17 protein-coding genes are annotated in these 20,454 nt (G+C 64.9%); 9 read left to right on the top strand and 8 right to left on the bottom strand.

The features are described 5' to 3' along the window. Genes pflB through pta form a run of 4 tightly spaced genes read left to right on the top strand, consistent with a single transcriptional unit; the run spans nt 1 to nt 6,470 of the window. Nucleotides 1–2,259 (top strand): formate C-acetyltransferase, encoded by a 2,259-nt coding sequence (gene pflB, locus JNO50_RS10090; protein ID WP_215796574.1) that lies wholly within the window; start codon nt 1–3, stop codon nt 2,257–2,259. Between the two features lie 59 nt (nt 2,260–2,318). Beyond that, entirely contained in the window at nt 2,319–3,089 is a 771-nt protein-coding gene (gene pflA, locus JNO50_RS10085; RefSeq protein WP_215796333.1) for a pyruvate formate-lyase-activating protein, read from the top strand. Nucleotides 3,090–3,136: 47 nt separating this feature from the next. After that, the gene (locus tag JNO50_RS10080) at nt 3,137–4,330 is read left to right on the top strand and encodes an acetate/propionate family kinase (RefSeq protein ID WP_189535435.1); all 1,194 of its coding nucleotides are present in this window, start codon (nt 3,137–3,139) and stop codon (nt 4,328–4,330) included. Between the two features lie 52 nt (nt 4,331–4,382). Continuing rightward, nucleotides 4,383–6,470: a phosphate acetyltransferase gene (gene pta / locus JNO50_RS10075; protein WP_229804789.1), complete on the top strand. Its 2,088-nt coding sequence runs from the start codon at nt 4,383–4,385 to the stop codon at nt 6,468–6,470. 113 nt (nt 6,471–6,583) lie between these two features. Here the strand turns inward: pta and JNO50_RS10070 are convergent, their stop codons facing one another. Together JNO50_RS10070 and JNO50_RS10065 are read right to left on the bottom strand one after the other, a co-directional pair. Then, nucleotides 6,584–6,787 (bottom strand): cold-shock protein, encoded by a 204-nt coding sequence (locus tag JNO50_RS10070; protein ID WP_189535431.1) that lies wholly within the window; start codon nt 6,785–6,787, stop codon nt 6,584–6,586. Nucleotides 6,788–7,005: 218 nt separating this feature from the next. Continuing rightward, complete coding sequence (locus JNO50_RS10065) at nt 7,006–7,518, bottom strand: hypothetical protein (protein WP_189535429.1); 513 nt, start codon at nt 7,516–7,518, stop codon at nt 7,006–7,008. A 145-nt stretch (nt 7,519–7,663) separates the two neighbouring features. Between JNO50_RS10065 and JNO50_RS10060 the strand changes: the two genes are divergently transcribed. Further along, nucleotides 7,664–8,872 carry a DUF1615 domain-containing protein gene (locus JNO50_RS10060; protein WP_229804787.1) on the top strand — a complete coding sequence of 403 codons (1,209 nt, stop codon included), beginning with the start codon at nt 7,664–7,666 and terminating at the stop codon, nt 8,870–8,872. Here the strand turns inward: JNO50_RS10060 and JNO50_RS10055 are convergent, their stop codons facing one another. The 3 genes from JNO50_RS10055 to JNO50_RS10045 form a co-directional block, all read right to left on the bottom strand. Next, complete coding sequence (locus tag JNO50_RS10055; protein WP_189535425.1) at nt 8,873–10,846, bottom strand: helicase-related protein; 1,974 nt, start codon at nt 10,844–10,846, stop codon at nt 8,873–8,875. A gap of 93 nt (nt 10,847–10,939) precedes the next feature. Continuing rightward, a complete protein-coding gene (locus JNO50_RS10050) occupies nt 10,940–11,677 on the bottom strand; it encodes a siderophore-interacting protein (RefSeq protein WP_189535423.1) in 738 nt (245 codons plus the stop codon). A gap of 76 nt (nt 11,678–11,753) precedes the next feature. Next, nucleotides 11,754–13,799 carry a TonB-dependent receptor domain-containing protein gene (locus tag JNO50_RS10045; protein ID WP_189535421.1) on the bottom strand — a complete coding sequence of 682 codons (2,046 nt, stop codon included), beginning with the start codon at nt 13,797–13,799 and terminating at the stop codon, nt 11,754–11,756. 164 nt (nt 13,800–13,963) lie between these two features. Between JNO50_RS10045 and JNO50_RS10040 the strand changes: the two genes are divergently transcribed. Continuing rightward, entirely contained in the window at nt 13,964–14,860 is an 897-nt protein-coding gene (locus JNO50_RS10040) for a helix-turn-helix transcriptional regulator (RefSeq protein ID WP_189535419.1), read from the top strand. 7 nt (nt 14,861–14,867) lie between these two features. Here the strand turns inward: JNO50_RS10040 and JNO50_RS10035 are convergent, their stop codons facing one another. From JNO50_RS10035 to JNO50_RS10025, 3 genes are read right to left on the bottom strand one after another with little or no spacing between them, the layout of a single operon-like run. Continuing rightward, on the bottom strand, nt 14,868–15,644 hold the full coding sequence (locus JNO50_RS10035) for an ABC transporter ATP-binding protein (protein ID WP_189535418.1): 777 nt from the start codon (nt 15,642–15,644) through the stop codon (nt 14,868–14,870). Further along, nucleotides 15,641–16,708, bottom strand: a complete 1,068-nt coding sequence (locus tag JNO50_RS10030) for a FecCD family ABC transporter permease (protein WP_189535416.1) — start codon at nt 16,706–16,708, stop codon at nt 15,641–15,643. The genes JNO50_RS10035 and JNO50_RS10030 overlap by 4 nt, the downstream gene beginning before the upstream one ends. Then, the gene (locus tag JNO50_RS10025) at nt 16,705–17,808 is read right to left on the bottom strand and encodes an ABC transporter substrate-binding protein (RefSeq protein WP_189535414.1); all 1,104 of its coding nucleotides are present in this window, start codon (nt 17,806–17,808) and stop codon (nt 16,705–16,707) included. The genes JNO50_RS10030 and JNO50_RS10025 overlap by 4 nt, the downstream gene beginning before the upstream one ends. Nucleotides 17,809–18,017: 209 nt before the next feature. On the opposite strand from JNO50_RS10025, the gene JNO50_RS10020 reads away from it, so the two are divergent. From JNO50_RS10020 to JNO50_RS10010, 3 genes are all read left to right on the top strand, one after another. After that, a complete protein-coding gene (locus JNO50_RS10020; protein WP_189535412.1) occupies nt 18,018–18,809 on the top strand; it encodes a CDP-diacylglycerol diphosphatase in 792 nt (263 codons plus the stop codon). Nucleotides 18,810–18,917: 108 nt separating this feature from the next. Further along, complete coding sequence (locus JNO50_RS10015) at nt 18,918–19,682, top strand: substrate-binding periplasmic protein (protein WP_189535410.1); 765 nt, start codon at nt 18,918–18,920, stop codon at nt 19,680–19,682. Nucleotides 19,683–19,746: 64 nt separating this feature from the next. Then, complete coding sequence (locus JNO50_RS10010) at nt 19,747–20,448, top strand: transglutaminase-like domain-containing protein (RefSeq protein WP_189535408.1); 702 nt, start codon at nt 19,747–19,749, stop codon at nt 20,446–20,448. Nucleotides 20,449–20,454: the final 6 nt, after the last annotated feature.

Raw genomic sequence — 20,454 nt, 5'->3', positions numbered from 1 at the left:
ATGGATGCCCTGACACACGATGCAACGCAAGCCAACCCCTGGCGCGGGTTCGCCGCAGGCCAATGGCAAAGCGATGTGGACGTCCGTAACTTCATTCAACTGAACTACCGACCCTACGAAGGCGACGCGACGTTCCTGGCCGGAGCCACCGAGCGCACCCGCGCGGTGTGGGCGAAGCTGGAGGAGCTGTTCCGCGAAGAACGCGCTCGTGGCGTCCTGGCCGTGTCGGCCGATCGCGCGAGTTCGATCACCGCCCATGACCCGGGCTATATCGACGCTTCGCGCGAGCTGATCGTCGGCCTGCAGACCGACGCGCCGCTCAAGCGCGCCATCATGCCCAATGGCGGCCTGCGCATGGTCGAGAGCGGTCTCGCGGCTTACGGCTTCGAGCTGGAGCCGGCGGTGCGCGAGATCTGGAGCCGCTACCGCAAGAGCCACAATCAGGGGGTGTTCGACGTCTATTCGCCGGACATTCTCGCGGCGCGCAAGTCCGGGGTGATCACCGGGCTGCCCGATGCCTACGGGCGCGGGCGCATCATCGGCGACTACCGCCGCGTGGCGCTGTACGGCACCGACTTCCTGCGCGAGGAGCGCCAGAAGGCGTTCCACGAGCTGGACAACGTGCCGTTCAGCGAGGCGGTGCTGCGCCAGCGCGAGGAATTGAGCGAGCAGTGGCGCGCGCTCGACGAATTGCGCGAGATGGCGTCGCGCTACGGGTACGATATCCGCCGGCCGGCGGCCAGCGCGCGCGAAGCGGTGCAGTGGACCTATTTCGCCTACCTCGCGGCGGTGAAGGAGCAGAACGGCGCGGCGATGTCGTTCGGCCGGGTGTCGACCTTCCTGGACATCTATATCGAGCGCGACCTGGCGGCGGGAGCGCTCACCGAGGAGGGGGCGCAGGAGCTGATCGACGACCTGGTGATCAAGCTGCGCATCGTGCGCTTCCTGCGCACGCCGGACTACGACCAGCTGTTCTCGGGCGACCCGACCTGGGTGACCGAATCGATCGGCGGGATGGGCGAGGACGGCCGTCCGCTGGTGAGCAAGTCGAGCTTCCGCTTCCTCAATACCCTGTACAACCTGGGGCCGGCGCCGGAGCCGAACCTGACGGTGCTGTGGTCGACGGCGCTGCCGCGCGGCTTCAAGGACTTCTGCGCCCGGGTGTCGATCGACACCAGCGCGATCCAGTACGAGAACGACGACCTGATGCGGCCGCACTGGGGCGACGACTACGGCATCGCCTGCTGCGTGTCGGCGATGCGCATCGGCAAGCAGATGCAGTTCTTCGGGGCGCGGGCGAACCTGGCCAAGGCGCTGCTGTACGCGATCAACGGCGGGGTGGACGAGAAGAGCGGCGTGACGGTGGCCGAAGGCTTCACGCCGATCACCGCGGACGTGCTGGATTACGACGAGGTGCTGGCGAAGTTCGACACGATGATGGACTGGCTGGCGGCGACCTACGTGAAGGCGCTCAACGCGATCCACTACATGCACGACAAGTACGCCTACGAGCGTATCGAGATGGCGCTGCACGACCGCGACATCCTGCGCACCATGGCGTGCGGCATCGCCGGGTTGTCGGTGGCGGCGGACTCGCTGTCGGCGATCCGCCATGCGCGGGTGGAAGTGATCCGCAACGAGGCGGGGCTGGCGGTGGACTACCGGGTGATCGGCGAGTACCCGGCCTACGGCAACAACGACGACCGGGCGGACCGCATCGCGGTGTGGCTGACCGAGACCTTCATGGCGAAGGTGCGGGCGCAGCCGGTGTTCTACCGTGACGCGCTGCCGACGCAGTCGGTGCTGACGATCACCTCGAACGTGGTGTACGGCAAGAAGACCGGCAACACGCCGTGCGGCCGGCGGGCGGGCGAGCCGTTCGCGCCGGGGGCGAACCCGATGAACGGCCGCGACGTGAAGGGTTTCGTGGCGGCCGGGGCGTCGGTGGCGAAGCTGCCGTACGAGGCGGCGCTGGACGGGATCAGCTGGACGGCGTCGGCGACGCCGGACGCGCTGGGGCACACGGCCGAAGAGCGGATCGCGAACCTGGGCAACTGCCTGGACGGTTTCGCGGCGGCGGGCGGGTTCCACGTGAATGTGAACGTGTTCCGCAAGGAGACGCTCCTGGAGGCGATGGCGCATCCGGAGCGCTATCCGCAGCTGACGATCCGGGTGTCGGGTTACGCGGTGAATTTCGTGAAGCTGACGCGCGAGCAGCAGCTGGACGTTCTCAACCGCACTTTCCACGCCGGCATGTAACGGTGGTTGGCCGGGGCTCCGCCCCGGCCATGTTTGTCAAACAACAGGGAGTCGGCGCCATGGATATCGCCATAAAGAGTCAGATAGTTCCTGCAGAAACGGTGGCCGGCTACCTGCATTCGACTGAAAGCGGCGCCGGGGTCGACGGTCCCGGAATGCGTTTCGTGTTTTTCACGTCAGGCTGTCAGTTCCGTTGCCTGTACTGCCACAACCCGGACACCTGGAAGCTGCACAATGGCCGGGAAGTGAACCTGGACGCGGCGCTGGCCGAGGTCGCGCCCTACGCGCGTTTCCTGAAGTTCGCCGGCGGGGTGACGGTGTCGGGCGGCGAGCCCTTGATGCAGGCGGACTTCGTCGGCGCGCTGCTCGGTGAGATCAAGGCGCGCTTCGGCCTGCACACGGCGCTGGACACCCAGGGCTTCCTGCACGAAGAGGTGGACGACGCCTGGTTCGAGGCGGTGGATCTGGTGCTGCTGGACATCAAACATAGCGATCCGGCGGTTTACCGGCGTCTGACCGGCCAGGATCTGGCGCCGACGCTGGCGTTCGCGCGGCGTCTGGCGCGGCTGGGGAAACCGATGTGGATCCGCTATGTGCTGGTGCCGGGACTGACCGACGCGGACGCGGACATCGCGGCGCTGGCGGATTTCGTGGCGGGCCTGGGGCCGGTGGTGGAACGGGTGGAAGTGCTGCCGTTCCACCAGTTGGGCAAGGACAAATGGGCGAAGTTGGGCAAGGTATACGAGCTGGGTGATACGCCGGTGCCGACGCCCGAGGCCGTGGCGCGCGCCCGGGCGCTGTTCGCCGACCGCGGCCTGACCGTGACCTGACACGATGATTTTCGATGATTCTTCAATCAGATAAAGATGTGACCATCATGACGACTTCCAAGCAAATCCTGGTCATCAACTGCGGCAGCTCCTCGGTGAAATTCGCCTTGTTGCCGAAAGACTCGCGCGAGCCACTGCTGTCGGGCCTCGCCGAATGTCTGGGCCTCGCCGACGCCCGCATCACCTTCAAAACCTCCGAAGGGAAAAAAACCGAGTCTCTTGACGGAGGGCGCCACGAGGAGGCCATGTCGGCGCTGACCCGTTTCATGGAAAACCACGGCTGGCTGGACGGCGTGGCGGCCGTGGGGCATCGCATCGTGCATGGCGGCGAGCGTTTTCAGGCATCGGTGCTGGTGGATGACGGAGTGATCGAAGGCATCGAAGCGTGCAGCTCCCTCGCCCCGTTGCATAATCCCGGGCACCTCGTGGGCATTCGCGCCGCCCGCGCGGCATTCCCCGCGCTGCCGCAGGCGGTCGTATTCGATACGGCCTTCCACCAGACGCTGCCCAGGGCGGCGTACATGTATGCGATCCCGCAACGCTTTTACCACGACTACGGCGTGCGCCGATATGGCATGCACGGCACCAGCCACCGTTTCATCGCGTCGGAAACCGTCGCGACTCTGGGGCTGGACCCGGAACGCCACGGCATTCTCATCGCGCACCTGGGCAATGGCGCGTCGGCCACGGCGGTGAGCAACGGCCGGTGTGTCGACACCACCATGGGCATGACACCCCTGGAGGGGCTGGTGATGGGGACCCGCTCGGGCGATATCGATCCGGCCGCCGTCACCTTTATCGCCCGCAAGGAGGGGCTGGACCTGGATGGCATCGACTCCCTGCTCAACAAGCAGAGCGGTCTGCTCGGGATTTCCGGGCTTTCCAGCGACTGCCGGGCGCTCGAGGACGCCGCCGCGGAGGGTAACAAGGATGCCCAGCTCGCGCTGGATATGTTCGCGCACCGCCTCGCCCGTCTTCTGGGCGGGTTGGCCAGCTCCCTGGAGCGCCTCGACGCGCTGGTTTTCACCGGTGGCATCGGTGAAAACTCCAGCCTGCTGCGGGAAAAAACCCTGGCCCGCCTGAAGATCTTCGGGTTTGCGATCGACCCGGCCGCCAACGAACGCGCCGTGCGCGGCGCGGGGGGCTTGATCAGCCGCCCGGGCAGTGTGATGGCGATGGTCATGGCGACCAACGAGGAATGGATGATCGCGCGCGATACCGCCGAACTGGCCGGATTGTAAGCGAAAACACGATGGCGGCGCCGATTCCGTCGCGGGCGGCGCCAAGGAGTGAATGATGACCTCACGACAACCCAAACGGGTGTTTTTCCTGGTGCCGCATGGCGCCGATGCCGGCCTGACATCCATGACGCTGGGTTTGGTGCACGCGCTGGCGCGCGACGGCATCAAGGCCGGCTTCGTCAAGCCGATCGCCCAGCCGACGGCGAATTCGGCGGGCCGAGAGTTGTCCTGCCATTTCGCCCGGCAGATCTGCTCGATCGACGCGCCTCCCGCCATTCCTTTTGCGCAGGCCAGATCGATGCTGCGCGACGGCGACCTCGCCACCCTGATGGAGGAGGTGGTGAGGCTGGCGGAAGAAGCCCAGCAAGACTGCGATGTGCTGATCGTCGAAGGACTGGTGCCGGATTGCGACGTGGAGACCATCACCCGGCTGAATGCCGATATGGCGGGCAGCCTTTCCGCCGAGCTGCTGTTGGTGCTCTCCGGCGCGCATCGCGATGCCCGCGATATCGCCGAGTGCGTGCGGCTGGTGCGGCGTCAGTACAGTCCGGGCGGCGCCGACGTGGCCGGTTTGCTGCTCAATCGCAGCGATGCCTGCCACGCCCTGCCTGCGTTGTGCGATGCGCTGCAGTCCAACGGTTGCGATATCCCGCTGCTCGGTTGCGTTCCTTTCGACGAGAAACTGGATGCTCCGCGCCTGCTGGATGTCGTTTCCGCGCTGGATTTAAGAATCGATCACGCTGGGCTGATCGAGCAGGCCCGCATGCGCGATACCGTGGTGGCGGCCCGCACCGTGGAAAAAATGGCCGACCGCCTGCGCCCCGGGACGTTGGTGATCGCGCCGGGGGACCGCAGCGACGTGATTCTCGCCACCGCGCTGGCCATGCTGCGCGGCGTTCCGCTGGCCGGCTTATTGCTGACCTGCGGCGAGCCGGTGTCGCCGGGCATTCAGCCGCTGATCCAGTCAGCCTGCCAGGCCGGTCTCACCATCCTGTCGACCGGTTGCGACACCTTCGACACCAGTACCCGTCTGGCCCATCTTGACCGTCGCGTGTCGGCCGAGGATGGCGAACGCATGCAGGCTCTGGTCGATTTTGTCGCCGAGCGCCTCGATACCAGCGCGCTGGTGCGCAAGATCGGCGAGCCGCGCGAAGTCCGCTTGCCGCCGCCGGCGTTCCGCCATCGGTTGATCGAAAGCGCGCGCCGCGCGAACAAACGGATCGTGCTGCCCGAGGGCGATGAGCCCCGCACCATTCAGGCCGCCGCCATCTGTCACGAAAAGGGCATCGCCAGATGTGTCCTGATCGGCGAGCCGGATAGGATCCGCCAGGTCGCCGAGGCGCAGGGCGTGACGTTGCCGCACGATATCGAAATCTTGGCGCCCCGCGCCGTGGCCGACCGTTATGTCGCGCCCATGGTTGAGTTGCGCAAAAGTAAAGGGCTGACACCCGCGCAGGCCGAGGAGCTGCTGGAGGACAGCGTGGTGCTGGGCACCATGATGCTGGCGACCGCCGAGGTGGATGGCCTGGTGTCCGGCGCCGTGCACACCACGGCCAACACGATCCGGCCCGCCTTGCAACTGATCAAGACCGCGCCGGGCGCGAGCATCGTATCGAGCGTGTTCTTCATGCTGATGCCCGATCAGGTGCTGGTTTACGGCGACTGCGCGGTCAATCCCGATCCGGATGCCGGCCAGCTGGCGGATATCGCCATCCAGTCGGCCGATTCGGCCCGGGCCTTCGGCCTCAATCCCCGGGTGGCGATGATTTCCTACTCGACCGGTTCGTCGGGCAGCGGCTCGGATGTCGAAAAGGTTCGGGAGGCGACACGGATCGCGAGGGAGAAGCGTCCGGATCTGCTGATCGACGGGCCGATGCAGTACGATGCGGCCAGTGTCGAATCGGTCGGGCGCCAGAAAGCGCCGGGCAGCGAGGTGGCGGGGCGGGCCAACGTGTTCGTGTTCCCCGACCTGAATACCGGCAATACCACCTACAAGGCGGTTCAACGATCCGCCGGCGTGGTATCGGTCGGGCCGATGCTGCAGGGATTGAGAAAACCGGTCAATGATCTGTCGCGCGGAGCGCTGGTCGACGATATCGTCTACACGATCGCCCTGACCGCCATTCAGGCGACCGCCTGATCTCGTTCGCGATGCCGGACGGACATGATAAAAGCCCTGTGAAATACACAGGGCTTTTTTCCGGGCCGGGGGAGCCGGCGCGTTCCGGTCTGGGCCGGGTCTTTCGCAGTACTTTACAGCACCGAGATGTTCGAAGCCTGCTTGCCTTTCGGGCCGGTGGTGACATCGAAGCTCACCTTCTGACCTTCCTGCAGCGACTTGAAGCCATTGGCGTTTATCGCGGAAAAGTGGGCGAAAAGATCTTCACCACCTTCGTCCGGGGTGATAAAACCAAAACCTTTAGCATCATTGAACCACTTGACGGTACCAGTTGCCATTATCTATCTATCCTGAAAGTTGTGACGAGTAAAGTGCTCAGTCATAGCTATCATACTCAAACTGTTAACGGTGCTCAAACCAAAACAAGAGGAATCGGGGTTTTTTTTGATGAATATGCGTGTCCAGGGCGGCTGATGGCGTTTTAGCTCTAAAAACCTGTCTTTTCGGCGAGGGTGTGATGTTGTGATCAACACACACCTTCGCGTATACGGAGCGGTCAATCCGCCAGCGTGATGCCGTCAAAGTCCATGTGATGCGTCCATTCACGCAAAATCAGTAACCGGGCGGCAAAGTCGTTCCCGTCGGGGAATCCCGTCGGGCGCGGGGCGCCAAGCGCAATCCGGCACAGCTGCCCGAACGCATTTTCTATGGCGTCCCGGGTCAGGAATTCACCGGCCGAGCCGGCAAGTCCCGCGGCACGCGCGATATGGCGAATGCCGGGATCGGTGCTCATCAGCCGCGAGTCCGCAGCAAGGTGCTCCCGCACCGGGGCGAGGGTATCCTCGACGACCATGATGGCGTTTTCCAGTTCGGCAGCGGAGGGTGGCTCATGGCGGAAATGCCCGTTGGCCAGCAAAAGCTCCCCTAGCGGAAGGTCGAACCGGGTCGGGCCTCGGTCGCCGCCCGAAACGATTTGCAGGACATCCGCGCCGATGCGCAGCAAGGTGAGGGATGAACCCGCGGAGCGGAGTCGTTCGAAGTCGGCGGCCAGCGGCGTATCGGTTTGCATGAGGAATCCTTGTTTCGGCGCCGGCACGGCGGGACGGCATCGCGCCCATTATCCTCCCATCGGGCCTTGACGGACAGCCGCGGATTTGCGCTCCATGGCGGCTTGCCCTAAGCTTGTCGGCTGTTTGTTTCAAGTTCGGATTGCCGTGAAACTGCGTACACTATCGGTTGCCTGCGTCGTGCTGTTATTGGCGGCGTGCTCCACACCGACCCCGCTTCCCGTTGTCACCCCTGTTTCCCCCACGCCTGCGGCGGAACCTCTGCCCGAACCGGTGGCGCCGCCGCCGGTCAAGCCGTCGACGCCACCCGCGCGCGTTGTCGTGCCGGCGCCTGTGCCGCAATTGAGCGACGCGGCCGGGCGGGCGCTGTTGTCCGCGCTGCTGCCGGCCTCCATGCCGGGACGGAAGGGCTGGGTGGACGACATCTCCGGCGCGTTCAGGGCGCTGAAGATCCCCTATACCCCGGAAAATTTCTGCGCCGCCGCCGCGGTGATCGAGCAGGAGTCGAGCTGGCAGGCCGATCCTGTGGTGCCCGGGCTGCCGAAGATCGTCTGGGGCAAGATCGAGGAGCGCGCCGCGCGCTATCACTTGCCCATGCCGCTGGTGAAAGCCGGCCTGCTCAAACCGTCACGGGACGGCCGCAGCTACAAGGCGCGCATCGACAGCCTGCGCACGGAAACGGAGATGAATGCGCTGTACGAGGAAATGGCCTCCGAGGCGCGCTCCATCGGACTGCCTGTCGGCATGCACAATCCGATCCGCACCGGCGGGCCGATGCAGGTGAGCGTGGAGTTCGCCGAGGGGCATGTGCGGGCCTGGCCGTATCCATACACCCATTCCGGCCCCTTGCGTCAGGAAGTGTTTTCCCGGCGGGGCGGGACGTACTTCGGGATTGCCATGCTGCTGCAGTATCCCGCCCCGTACAGCGACATGGTCTACCGCTTCGCCGACTATAACGCCGGACGCTATTCCAGCCGCAATGCGGCCGTGCAGGAAATTCTGGCAAGACTCACCGGCCAGCGTCTGATGCTCGACGGCGACTTGCTGCGCTACGATGAAAACAGTCGACCGTCCGGCCAGACCAGCGCTTCGCAAAAGGCGCTGTACACCCTGGCGGGTCGCCTTGGCATGAACCGCAGCGAAATCGACCGGGATCTCGCGCGGGAAAAGTACAGCGATTTCGCCGACACCCGGCTCTATCAGCGGCTTTACGCCATCGCCGGCCCTGCCGCGCCGCGCGCGCGCCTGCCGGGGATCGACCTGAAGAGCCCGAAAATCACCCGAAAACTGACAACCGCCTGGTTCGCCCAGCGCGTGGATGGCCGCTACCGGACGTGTCTGGCGCGCAAACCGTAATCACTTGCGCGTGAAACGGCGGGGCGGTGGATTCCGTCCCGCCTTGTTCGCGGCGGTGTGCTTGCGGTGATCCTTGCGCTGCCGGGCGTTCTGCACCTGCAGCAAAGCGTCGATCTTTTCCGAGGTCGACTGCATCAGCAACTGCGCCATCTCGCCATCGGGGAAGGTGTCGGGCATCCGGTATCCCAGCCAGGCGTAGGCGGCGTAGAGCTTGCAGGTGTCTTCCAGGTACTGCAGCTGATGGCGTCCGCCCATGCCCTCCATGCGCAATAGCGGCGCGCGGCGTCCCCGGGCCCGCAGCGCCGCCCAGTCGCGCAATGCCCGGTCGAGCATGGCGATCTTGGTGGAGACCGGGCAGAGACTCAATGTGAAGCGGTCGGCGAGAGAAAGGCTCAGGGTATCCAGCCACTGGGCCTTTTCCATTTGTTCGGACAGGTTGGCCGGCAGGAAAAACTCATCGTGCACGTTGATGTGTTTGGCGAACAGACCGAGCAGGGCGCGCAACGAGGTTTCCCCCGTGGCATCGGCGATCTCCTGCAAGTAACCGAGATTCGGCGCCACGAAAAAGCCGCTGGTGGGCAGGGGTTCCGGCTTCTGGCGCAGCAAGGCGGCGATCGTCTTGTGCGTGTGTCCGTCGAAACCGGCGACAAATCCGGCTTCGTGCTGTCCGAAACGGCCAGCCCGGCCGGCGATCTGCCGGGCGAGCGGAGCGGCGATGGTGCCTTCGGCATAGCCATCCCATTTACTCGACGTCGTAAAAATCACCCGTCTGGCCGGCGTGTTCAGTCCCATGCCAATTGCATCGGTCGCCACAACGACCTGCGTTTCCCCCGCGACGAAGCGCTCGGCCTGGGCCTGGCGCACCTCGGGAGAAAGGTTTCCGTAGATCGCGGAAACCGAGAAGCCTTTTTCAATGACCTTGTCGCGCCAGTTGAGCACGTCGCGGCGCGAGAAGGCGATCAGGACATCGCCGGCGCGCAGATGGCTCAATGACAGCAGCGGCGCCTTGTCCATTTCCAGCGGGGACTTGCGCTTCATCGTACGCACTTCCAGCGTGCCGCCCACGCGCGCGACCAGCGACTCGATCGCTTCCCGGGCCTCCGGCGCACCGAGCAGGTACACGGTGGCCGCCGGCACGCCGCACACCGCCGCCGTCCAGGCCGCGCCGCGGTCCGGATCGTCGAGCAACTGGATTTCATCGATGACGGCCACTTCGACGATCCGTTCGGGATTGAGCATTTCCACGGTACTCGCGACGTGCGTGGCCTCCGGATGCAGTTTGCGCTGCTCCCCGGTGATCAGGCTGACGGCGATGCCGGCTTTTTGCAGGCGGGTGTAGTTTTCCAGGGCGAGCAAGCGCAAGGGGGCGAGATAGATCCCGCTGGCGGCTTTTTCCAGGTGCTCCATGGCGGCATGGGTCTTGCCCGAATTGGTCGGGCCCAGTACAGCGATGAAATGGCGCTGCATGGCGTGAGCGGTCTGGAACGATTCCGGATAGCGGGCCAGGTTGACCGCGTCGCGGGCGCGTTGCGCGGCGCGCGTGGCGGTTTCCCGTCCCTGCGCCGCCGCGATGCGGTCCAGCGCGATGGCGCAGCGCACCCGCGCCAGCTCGTACTTTGCCTGAAACGCCGCCAGCGCCCGCGACGGGTCGAGGCTTTCCCGTCCGGCGATGGTCAGCACTTCCCGGGCGCAGGCCGCGAGCTGTTTCTCCAGCCGGGCCTGACTGTCGGCGTTCCAGCGCGCCATGACCAGCTCGAGACGCGAGGCGGCATCGAGCTTGCGCCATTTGCCGCTTTTGCCGAGAAAGCCTTCATCCGGCACCAGATGGTAGGGTACGGCGAGCCCGTCGATGTCCAGTTCGCCATGCACGGACAGCGCGTAACTGCCCTCGGCCCGGACCAGGGCCGCCCGGTGTTCGGACAGGTAGTCATCGATGGCAATATCGTCGGGAGAGGCGGCAAACGGATCGGTCATGGCAACAGGCGTGACAACGCACGGAATGGGCAAAGGGAGCGATGATAAAACAGGAATGCGCCGGGCGATACCGTCGCGGCGCGTTTTTTTCGTTCAATCCTCGTCCATTTCCCGATGGCGCTCCTCATGGTATTCGGTTTCCGACTGCCCGGCTTTCCAGTATCCCATGATCCGCGTGTGGTGACGGCCCGGGCGGCCGTGCCGGGCATAGTGGTCGCGCAGGCGTCTCACCAGGCCCGATTCGGCCGCCACCCAGATGAAGGCGTCGCGCCAGTCGTCGACCGGACTGCTCGCCGCTTGCCGGTAAAGGATGTCCGTGTCGCCGCCGTGCAGCCAGACCAGCCGCACACCGGGCGGACAGGACAGCGCCTGCTCGTCGGCGGGAAGCGGCACATGGATCAGCGCCGTGCCGGTGGCATCGGCCGGCAAGGACTCGAGCAGCGCGCCGATGGCGGGGAGGGCGCTGGCGTCGCCGGCGATGAACACCGGCAGGCCGGCGGGCAGGGTCAGCGCGCCTTTCGGGCCGATCATCTGCAGTGAGTCGCCGGGGGCGGCATGCCGCGCAAAATGCGAGGCGGGCCCATCCGGTTCGTGCAGCACGAAATCGATGTCGATCGTGCCGGCGTCGGCGTTCAGGTGGCGGATGGTGTAGATGCGCTTGACCACGCCGTCTCCTTGCCCCGGCAAGCACGGCATCATCAGTTTGACGTTGCGTCCGTGCCGGATCGGGAAATCCCCGACCTTGCCGTGAAAAGTCAGGCGGACCATGGACGGGGAGAGCTGGCGCCGCGAGATCAGCGTGATTGTGCAGGTGTTCTGCGGTGGGAGCATGGCATTCCTTCCGAAAAAAGCGCGCGGCCCGCAAAGCGGACGGCGCGCAAGAGGACAACAGGGTGCAGGGACAAGATCAGAACTGGTAGTTGACGGTGGCCCACAGGCGGCGGCCTTCATCGACCATCCAGTTGCCGGACAGCCCTTCTTCGCGAGTGCGCGTGTCGATCGGCAGGACCTTGTCGGTCAGGTTGAGCACGGCGGCATTGACCGACAGCGACTTGGTGATGGCGTAGGAGCCGCCCAAATCGAAGGTGTGGCTCGCCGGGCGTTCGCGCACCCCTTTGGCGCCGTTGCGGAAGGCCGCCCAGTACATTTTGCTGTAGGCATTGCCGCGCAGCCAGAGATTGGCGTTCTCGCTCGCCGCCCAGTCAAGTTGCACCATCAGGTTGTGCTTGGGCGTCCTGTCGAGCGGCTGGCCGTTGAGCGACTGCCCGGCGAATGTCGTCTCGCGGCTTTCCTTGCGTTTCGAGTCGAGATAGGTGTACTTGGCGGTGACTTTCCAGTCCCGGCCGATCGGCTGAACGGCGCCGACTTCGAGGCCGCGGATGGTTACCTTGGCGATGTTGTCGTAAATGTACAGACTTCTTCCCGGCGTCAGTTTGTCGGGTTTGCCTGTATCGTAGCTGGTGACCATGTCCTTGAAGTCGTTGTTGAACAGCGTCACGCTGAAGCTTTGCCGGTCCGTGCCATCGTAGCGGACACCGATTTCGCCCGACGTGCTCTTTTCCGCCTTGAGTTCGGTATTGCCGCACAGGGTGCCAAGCTTGGAGGAGCCGCCGCCGGTTCTCATGCAGTAGGAAGGCGAAATCTGCCGCAGGGTCGGCGCCTTGAATCCGGTCGCCACACCGCCGCGCAATGTCCACTGCGGCGTCAGCGCATAGACGGCGTACAGGCGCGGAGTGGTGTGCGATCCATACACCGAGTGGTGATCGACGCGGGCACCGCCGGTCAGCGTAAGTTTGTCGGTGACGGCGAACTCGTCCTCGGCGAAAACGGCCCAAGTGTTGACGTTGATGGAGTCGGCATTGGCCGGATGCCCCGGCTGATTGTCTCCCTTGCCCACGCCGCGCAATGCCTGACGTCCTGCCTGCGCGCCGGTTTTCACTACATGCCGGTCGAAAGGCAGCGTCAGTTGACCGTCGAAGGTGGTGTTGGTGATGCGTGGTTCGCTGCTGGACGTGCTGTTCTTCAGCGTTTCTTCTTCCTGATACAGTGCCGCCCGCGTGTTGCCGAAGGACCAGCGGCCGGAATGGCTGATGGCCCAGTGGTCGCGCTCATGGGTCGTGCTGCTCTTTTTATCGGAAGCGGCCAGTGTCTTGCCCGGATTGGAGTAATAGCGAAGGCTCTGGTGCCCGGCTTCGAACTCCACGTCCTGATTGGCGGTCGGCCGGTAGTTGAGTTTCGCGGTGTAATCGGAATCCCGGTTTCCGGAGGCTCCCGCCGTGGTGTTGCTCGGGTAGAAAATCGCGTCTTCGTGACGCTCCTGGTAATTGCCGTACAACTGCAGCGACAGCGTGTCCTCAATCAGCGGGCCACCGACCCAGAAACCGGCCTCGGTGCCGTTGCCCGCGTCCTTGCGCTTTTGCAGGGTGCCGCCCGCGCTGAAACTGCCGTGCCACGCCTTGGGCATCTTGCGGGTGATGATGTTGATCACCCCGCCCATGGCGTCCGAGCCGTACAACGACGACATCGGTCCGCGCACCACTTCGATGCGCTCGATCGCTTCCTTGGGAGGCATGAAGAAGGACTGGACGCCGCCGGTACCCCGGTTCATGGCCTCGCGGGTGCCCTGACGCTTGCCATCCACCATGATGAGCGTATAGGAACCGGGCATGCCTCGCAGCGAGATATCCTTGTCGTTGGGGTCGCCGCCGACGATGTTCACGCCCTCGAGATGGCGCACCGCGTCATTGAGATTGGCCACCGGCATGCGTGTCAGCTGTTCGCGGGTGATGACCGAGATGCTGGCCGGCGCTTCCTTGATTTTCTGTTCGTACCCGGAAGCGGTGACCACGACGGAATCGAGCACGACAACGGGCTCGGCCGCCAGCGCGCTGGCGGGGGCCGCTCCCCAGACGCCGGCCAGAGCGCAGGTCAGAACCAGTGGTTTGTGTTTCATGACGTTATCCCTTGGGCTTCCCGACTCGGGAAGGTTGTTCTTAATGAGAATGATTTGCAATAAATTCGAGGCCGGCCTAGTATTTCACCTGTTGTCCGGAAATGCCTTTGCCAAAACGGCAAAGTGTTTTGTGAAATCTCTGTTTTGAAAAAGCGCCGCATGTCATGAGCTTACCTGTCCGCCAACCCGTGTTTTTCCATGAAGTTCTGCGCGAAGGACTGACCTTGTACGCCGCACGAGAAATCGATGAGGCCGATACCGGCGAAAGCGTGCGTTCGACGCAGCTCGGGTGCGGATTGCGCCTCCCGCTGGTGCTCGAGGGTTGCGCGAATGTGTCGTTTGGCGGACGCAGGTTGGCGCTGGGTCTGCAAAACGAAAGAAAAACCGGACCGTCGACGGCCATCGTGTCGATCGCCCGGCCCGAACTGTTCAGCCGCCGGCTTGTCCCGGGGAACGCGCAGTGCGTGGTCAACCTGACCCTGGCCGAATCCTGGCTCAATGAAGGCTCGCAAGGCGACGACGAACTGGATCGGGCGCTGGAGGCCTTTCTGTCCGAACACCTGGCCATCCGTCCGTGGAAGCCCTCGCGGCAAGCGCTTGGCAAGGCGCGCGAGCTGATGGCGCCGCCGCCGATGCCGGTCAGGATGCGCCGGCTGTTTCTCGAGTCGCGATGCCTGGACATTGTCCAGGAGGCGCTCGGAGCGCTGGCGGGGGAGCCGCGGCCGGCGGCCTTGCCGGCGCGGGTCGAGCGGCAGATGCGCGCCTTGTGCGACTGGATCGATGCGGCGGGCGATGCCGACTGGCAGCTTGGCGATCTGGCGCGGGAGGCCGGCATGAGCATCAGCACCTTGCAGCGGCATTTCCGTATTTACACCGGGCGTACCGTGTACGACTACGTACGCACCCGGCGTCTGGCCGAAGCGAAGCGCCTGCTGGAACACGAGGGGGTGAGCGTGACGGAGGCCGCGCTGGCCGCCGGCTACGGCAACCCTGCCAATTTCGCCACGGCTTTCCGCAGGGAATTCGGCATGGCGCCAAGCCGGGCGGCAAGGCGCGGCTGAAGAGGGGTCAGGCCAGGGCGTCGATATGGACGCTCAGGCGTCCGCGCGAGCAGCGCTCGAGACGGCCGCGGACCCCGTAAACGCGCGCGAGGCTCTCCGGCGTGATGACATCCTCCGGGCGTCCGGCTCCGGCCAATCCGCCGTCCGCCACCAGCAGCACCCGGTCGGTATGGTGCAGGGCGATATTGATGTCGTGCAGTACCACCAGCGTCACCATGCCGCGACGGCGGGTTTCTTCCCGGATCAGCGCCATCACCTGGAATTGGTGATGCAGGTCGAGGGCCGACAAAGGTTCGTCCAGCAGCAGCAGCTCCGGATCGCGCACCAATGCCTGCGCCAGCCCCGCCAGCTGTTTCTGCCCCCCGGAGAGCTCATCGAGAAAGGCCATGCCCAGATGCGCGATGCCCAGGCGTTCGAGTATGCCCTGCACCACGGGGGTCAGGGTTTTTTGCGCGAGACCGCGCTCGCCGGCGTTGCCCGCCACGAGAATGGACTCGAATACCCTGAGGTGCACCGAGGGTGGAAGCGCCTGTGGGAGGTAGACCACGCGGCGGGCGCGATCTTCGCGCGACATGGCCAGTACGGCGCGCCCGTCAAGGCGGACATCGCCCCTGGACGGCACCAGCGCGGCAAGCGCCTTGAGCAGGGTCGATTTGCCCGAACCGTTCGGCCCGAGCACCGCCACGACTTCGCCCGGCATCGGCGCTTCGGCTGTCAGCGAATGCAGGATCCGGCGTCGTCCGTAGGCGACGGACAGGTCCTGGATGGTCAGTCCGGCGTTCATGCGCGGTTCCTCGCGGCAAAGATGATCATCAGAAAACACGGAATGCCCACCAGCGAGGTGACAATCCCGACGGGAATCACGATGCCCGGCACGAGATTTTTGGACGCCACCGAGGCCAGCGACAGCACGGCGCCGCCGGTGAGCGTGGCGGCCGGCAGATAAAAGCGGTGATCCTCGCCGACCAGCCGGCGCGCCATGTGCGGCGCGACCAATCCGATGAAGCCGATGGTGCCGGCGAACGCCACCGCCACCGCGGCCAGCAGGCTGATGCGCAGCAATGACACGAGGCGCTGGCGGCGGATGTCGATGCCGAAACTCTCGGCGCGCTCCTCGCCGAGCCTCAACGCCGTCAGGCGCCAGGCGTCGCGCATCGCCAGCGGCAGCAGGAGCGCCACGGCGAGCGCGACCAGCGAAACGTTTTGCCAGCTGGCGCGGGACAGGTTGCCCATGGTCCAGAACACCAACCCCTGCAGCGCCTCCGGCGAGGCCACGAACTGGATCAACGAGACGAGAGCGTTGAAGCTGAACACCATGGCGATGCCGAACAGAACCACGCCCGAGGTGGACATGCGGCCGAAGCGGGCGACGCCATCGAGCAGCAGGGCGCTCAACATGGCGAACACGAACGCGTTGACCGAAATCACCCAGTGGGGGGCCACGCCCGGCAGGCTCAGCCCCAGCACCATCGCCAGGGAGGCTCCGAAGGCCGCGGCAGACGAGAGCCCCAGGGTGAAGGGGCTGGCCAGCGGGTTGTTGAGCACGGTCTGCATTTCCGCGCCGGCGAGTCCCAGCGCCATGCCGATGGCCACTGCCAGCAGGGCGTAGGGCAGCCGGATGTCCCAGACGATGATCCGGTGCATGGCGTCGCCGTCGGCCGAGCGGCTCAGTGCCTGCCACAGCTCGTGCGTGGTCAGTCCGGCCGGGCCGAGGGTGAAGTCCAGCGCCACGGAGATCGTGATGAGCGCGGCCAGCGCGACGAGCCAGGCCGTCCGGCGCAGGGTGAGTTTTCTGTAGTGTCGGGCGAGCAGATCGCCTCCGCCCGGAAGGGAGTGTGTCTGGCTCATCGGCTGTTTACCCAGTACGTGCCGGTCGGCTCGATGGCGAGAAACCGTTTATGAATGTCGCGCAGCGTGGCGTTGGGATCGACGTCGGCGAAGCGTTCCGGATGCAGCCATTTCGCCACCGCCTCGATCGCGGCGATGTGGTAGGGCGAGATGTAGTAATGATGCCAGAGCGCGAAACTTCGTCCGTTGCGCCCGGCTTCGAGTCCCTTGAGCTGGTCGCGGGCCCCGGTGGCGATCAGCGACGCGCGGGCCTGTTCGGCGCTCACGGCCGCGCCAAGCTTGACCCCGGCGGCCGCGTCGGGTGCGCCGGCGCCGGTCGCCAGATAGAGAGCGGGGCGGCTTGCCAGTACGGTCTCTATGTTCACCTGCCCCAGCGGGGAGGGCAGCAGGGCGGCGGCAAGGTTGCGCCCGCCCGCGATGTCGACGAACTCGCCGACGCTACCCTTGCCCGCCGAGGTGACGGCATCCATCGAACCCGCGCGCACATCCATGAAGACCAGCGGACGGTCTTTGGGCGCGAGTTTCGCGACCCGGGTCCTGATGCGCGCCAGATGCGTGTCATAGAAGGCGAGGTAGGCGTTGGCCTGCGCCTCGCGCTTGAGCACCTTGCCCATCAGTCGAAGGCTGGGGGCGGTGTGTTCCAGCGGCTTGTCCCGGAAATCCACGAACACCACCGGAACGCCGGCGCGCGTCAGGGTGTCGACCATCGGGTTTTTAATACCCGGTCCGTGCCCGGATACACTGAAGATGGCGACATCCGGGCGCAGGCTGAGCATTTTTTCCACGCTGACGGTGTCTTCGCTGGCATTGCCGATCAGCGGAACACGATCGATTTCAGGAAAGCGCTGACGATAGAGGGCATAGGTTTGCGGGTCAAGCCGGCGGAAATCCCCCTGCCAGCCGGCGATGCGCGCGAACGGCGACTTGCCCTCCAACAGCGCCATGGCGTAGAACAGGCGCCCCTCGCCGAGGATCACGCGTTTGGGATTGTCCGGCACCGTGACGGTGCGCCCCGCGATGTCCTTGACGGTCGCCGCCGGAGCCGTCGCCGTCGCCAGGCCGAGCGCCAGCCCGATCATGACTGCCCGTAAGCCTTTCATACTGCCTCTCCGTTGTAAATCATATAATGATAACCATTATCATTTAATAAGGAAATAACTTTCGAGTATCATCGTCCTCGCGGTTCCTCGCGATTGAGCGAACGTCAAAATACTTTGTGAAATACGCAAAACCGGTTTTTTGCGGCTTGCTAGCAAAGGGTGGGGCCGCTAACGTGAGCGGGACTCCATTTTTTCATCGGAAGGCATGCGTGGTTCGGTTTCGGATTGTTTCCCGGGCGCGTTTGACGTGGCTGGCAACGGCGCTGCTGGTGAGCTCCTCGACGGTCGGCGGCGCGCAGCAAGGCGGATCGGCGCTATGGGCGCTCACGCAGCGTTGCGTACTGGGCGCGACACTGCGGGGGGATCCATCGCCGTGTGTCGAGGCGCGCCCTTCGGTCACGGATCAGCCTGGATATGTGGTGCTCAAGGATCGCACCGGCGTCGCCCAGTTCCTGCTGATGCCCGCCGATCGCATTACCGGCATGGAGGATCCGGCGATTCTGGCGCCGTCGTCGACGAACTACTGGGCCGAGGCCTGGCGCGCTCGCCGATGGATGGCGGCCAGGCTGGGTCGGCCGGTGCCGCGCGAGGCGGTTTCGTTGGCCGTCAATTCGCGGTTCGGACGCACTCAGAATCAGCTGCATATCCATATCGATTGCGTGCGGCGCGATGTCGCGCGCCTCTTGCGCGAGCACCCTGGCGAGCCGGACGGGCGCTGGCACGCGGTTCCCGGCGGCATCGATGGCAAAGCCTATCGGATCTTATGGTTGTCATCGGAGCATCTGGTGGGGTGGAATCCCTTTCGCCTGCTGGCCGACGGGATGAATGTCGAGCCTTCGCGGATGGGGTGGCATACCCTCGTCGTTGTCGCGGCGAGGCTGCGTGACGGTTCTCCCGGGTTTGCCGTTCTGGAGGACGAAGCGGGCCGCACGCTGCTCGATCCGGCCTCGGGAGAGGTGCTGCAGGATCATGCATGCGGGATCCTGGAGGCGGAGCGCTAGGCGCGGACATCGCGAGGGCGCCATGGTGAATCTTGCCAGTCTGGCGATGATGACGTTCACGCATGTTAGACTGTTGCTCAATGAAAAACGATTACAGGAAACGAACCGGTGCCAGGGTTCCAATCATTTCGTCTGTGGGCGGCATGCGCGGCAGTCTTCGGCCTGTTGCCGCTTTCCGCCGTCCATGCGGCTCCTGCCTCCCTCAATCTGTGCACCGACGCTTCCGTGGTCGAGGCTGCGCGGCATAACGGCAAGGCCATCAATACGTCCCGGATACTGCGCGATGTCGGCCGCAACATCGGCGTGAAAATCGTGGTGGAGGAAATCCCCTGGCGGCGCTGCATGAATGAAGTGGCAGCCGGTCGGCGCGACGGGCTGTTTTCGATCAGTTATTCAAGGCAGCGCGCGCAGATGGGCGCTTTTCCGATGCTGCACGGGTTTCCCGACCCCTCACGTCGCATGCTGAGCCTGCATTACCATGTTTACCGGCTCAAGGGCAGTCAGGTTGACTGGAATGGCCGCGGTTTTTCCCGGCTGGCCGGCCCGGTCGGGGCGCCTGCCGGATATTCGGTTGTGGCCGAGCTTCGTCGGCAAGGCCGCGAAGTGGATGACGGGGCGCCCGGCGCCGAGGCCAATTTCGTGAAACTGCTGCATGGCCGGGTGGCGGCGGTGGTCTTGCAAAGTCATGTCGCCGATCCGGTGCTGCGCGAGAACCGGCTCCTGGCCGACCGCATCGAGCGCGTCGGCCCGCCTTTCGCCACCAAGGCCTACTACCTTATGCTGGGCAAATCATTCGTCCGCGACAACCCTCTTCTTGCCGACCGGCTCTGGGCGGCGATTGCGGAAAGCCGCAAAGCCAACTCTCTGGACTGAAGCACCATCTGTCGCTTTACGGGACGTGCGCGCCGGGATATTTTAATGGCATCGATTCGAGTTTTTGACACACTCCCGCGATATGCATGACCCCAAGACAATTCGCGATGTCCTCGCCCATCTGGCGGCGCAAGCCGACTCCGACCGGGAACTGATGATCGCCGCGCATGACTTTGTGCGCGACTCGATCCGTTTCGGGTTTACGGCGCGATTCGATGATGTCACCCCGCAGATGACCCTGGAGCGTCGTCTTGGTCATTGCAATCCTCAGGCGGATCTGCTGCGCGCCATGCTGGCCGAAGCGGGATTCGAGGCGCGCTTGAAGTTCGTCGGCCTCGATAAACGGCTGCTGCGCGGCGCCACGGCGGAGCCGGTGTACCGCTTGTTGCCCGCGCATGTCAGCCACGCATTGCTGGAAGTTCGCGGGGAGGGCGGCTGGATCGAGCTGGATAGCTATATTTTTCCGCCGGACATGCTGAGGCGTCGTCGCGCTCGGCTTGCGCAAGCCGGCCTTCCCTGCGGCTTCGGGACTTTCGAGGGCGCGAGTCCGGTATGGGACGGCGACTCGCCGGCCTACAGTCAGGCCGCGCCGGCCTATGTCCTGCCTGACAGCTGCGCGGTTTACCGTTCGCTGGCCGAGTTCGTCCGCGAAGGCGGGGGCGACAATCGGCTGCTTGGCGTGCCGTTCTGGCGCTGGATGTGGCCACTGCGCATGTGGCCGGCCAGCCGGCTTGTCGAAGGCGTGCTTAACGCCAGCCGCGCGTAAACTGGC

The sequence above is a fragment of the Paludibacterium paludis genome, assembly GCF_018802605.1.
Lineage (GTDB): Bacteria > Pseudomonadota > Gammaproteobacteria > Burkholderiales > Chromobacteriaceae > Paludibacterium > Paludibacterium paludis.
Note: the sequence above shows the minus strand (reverse complement) of the source record. Positions and strands in the feature narration are given on the sequence as shown.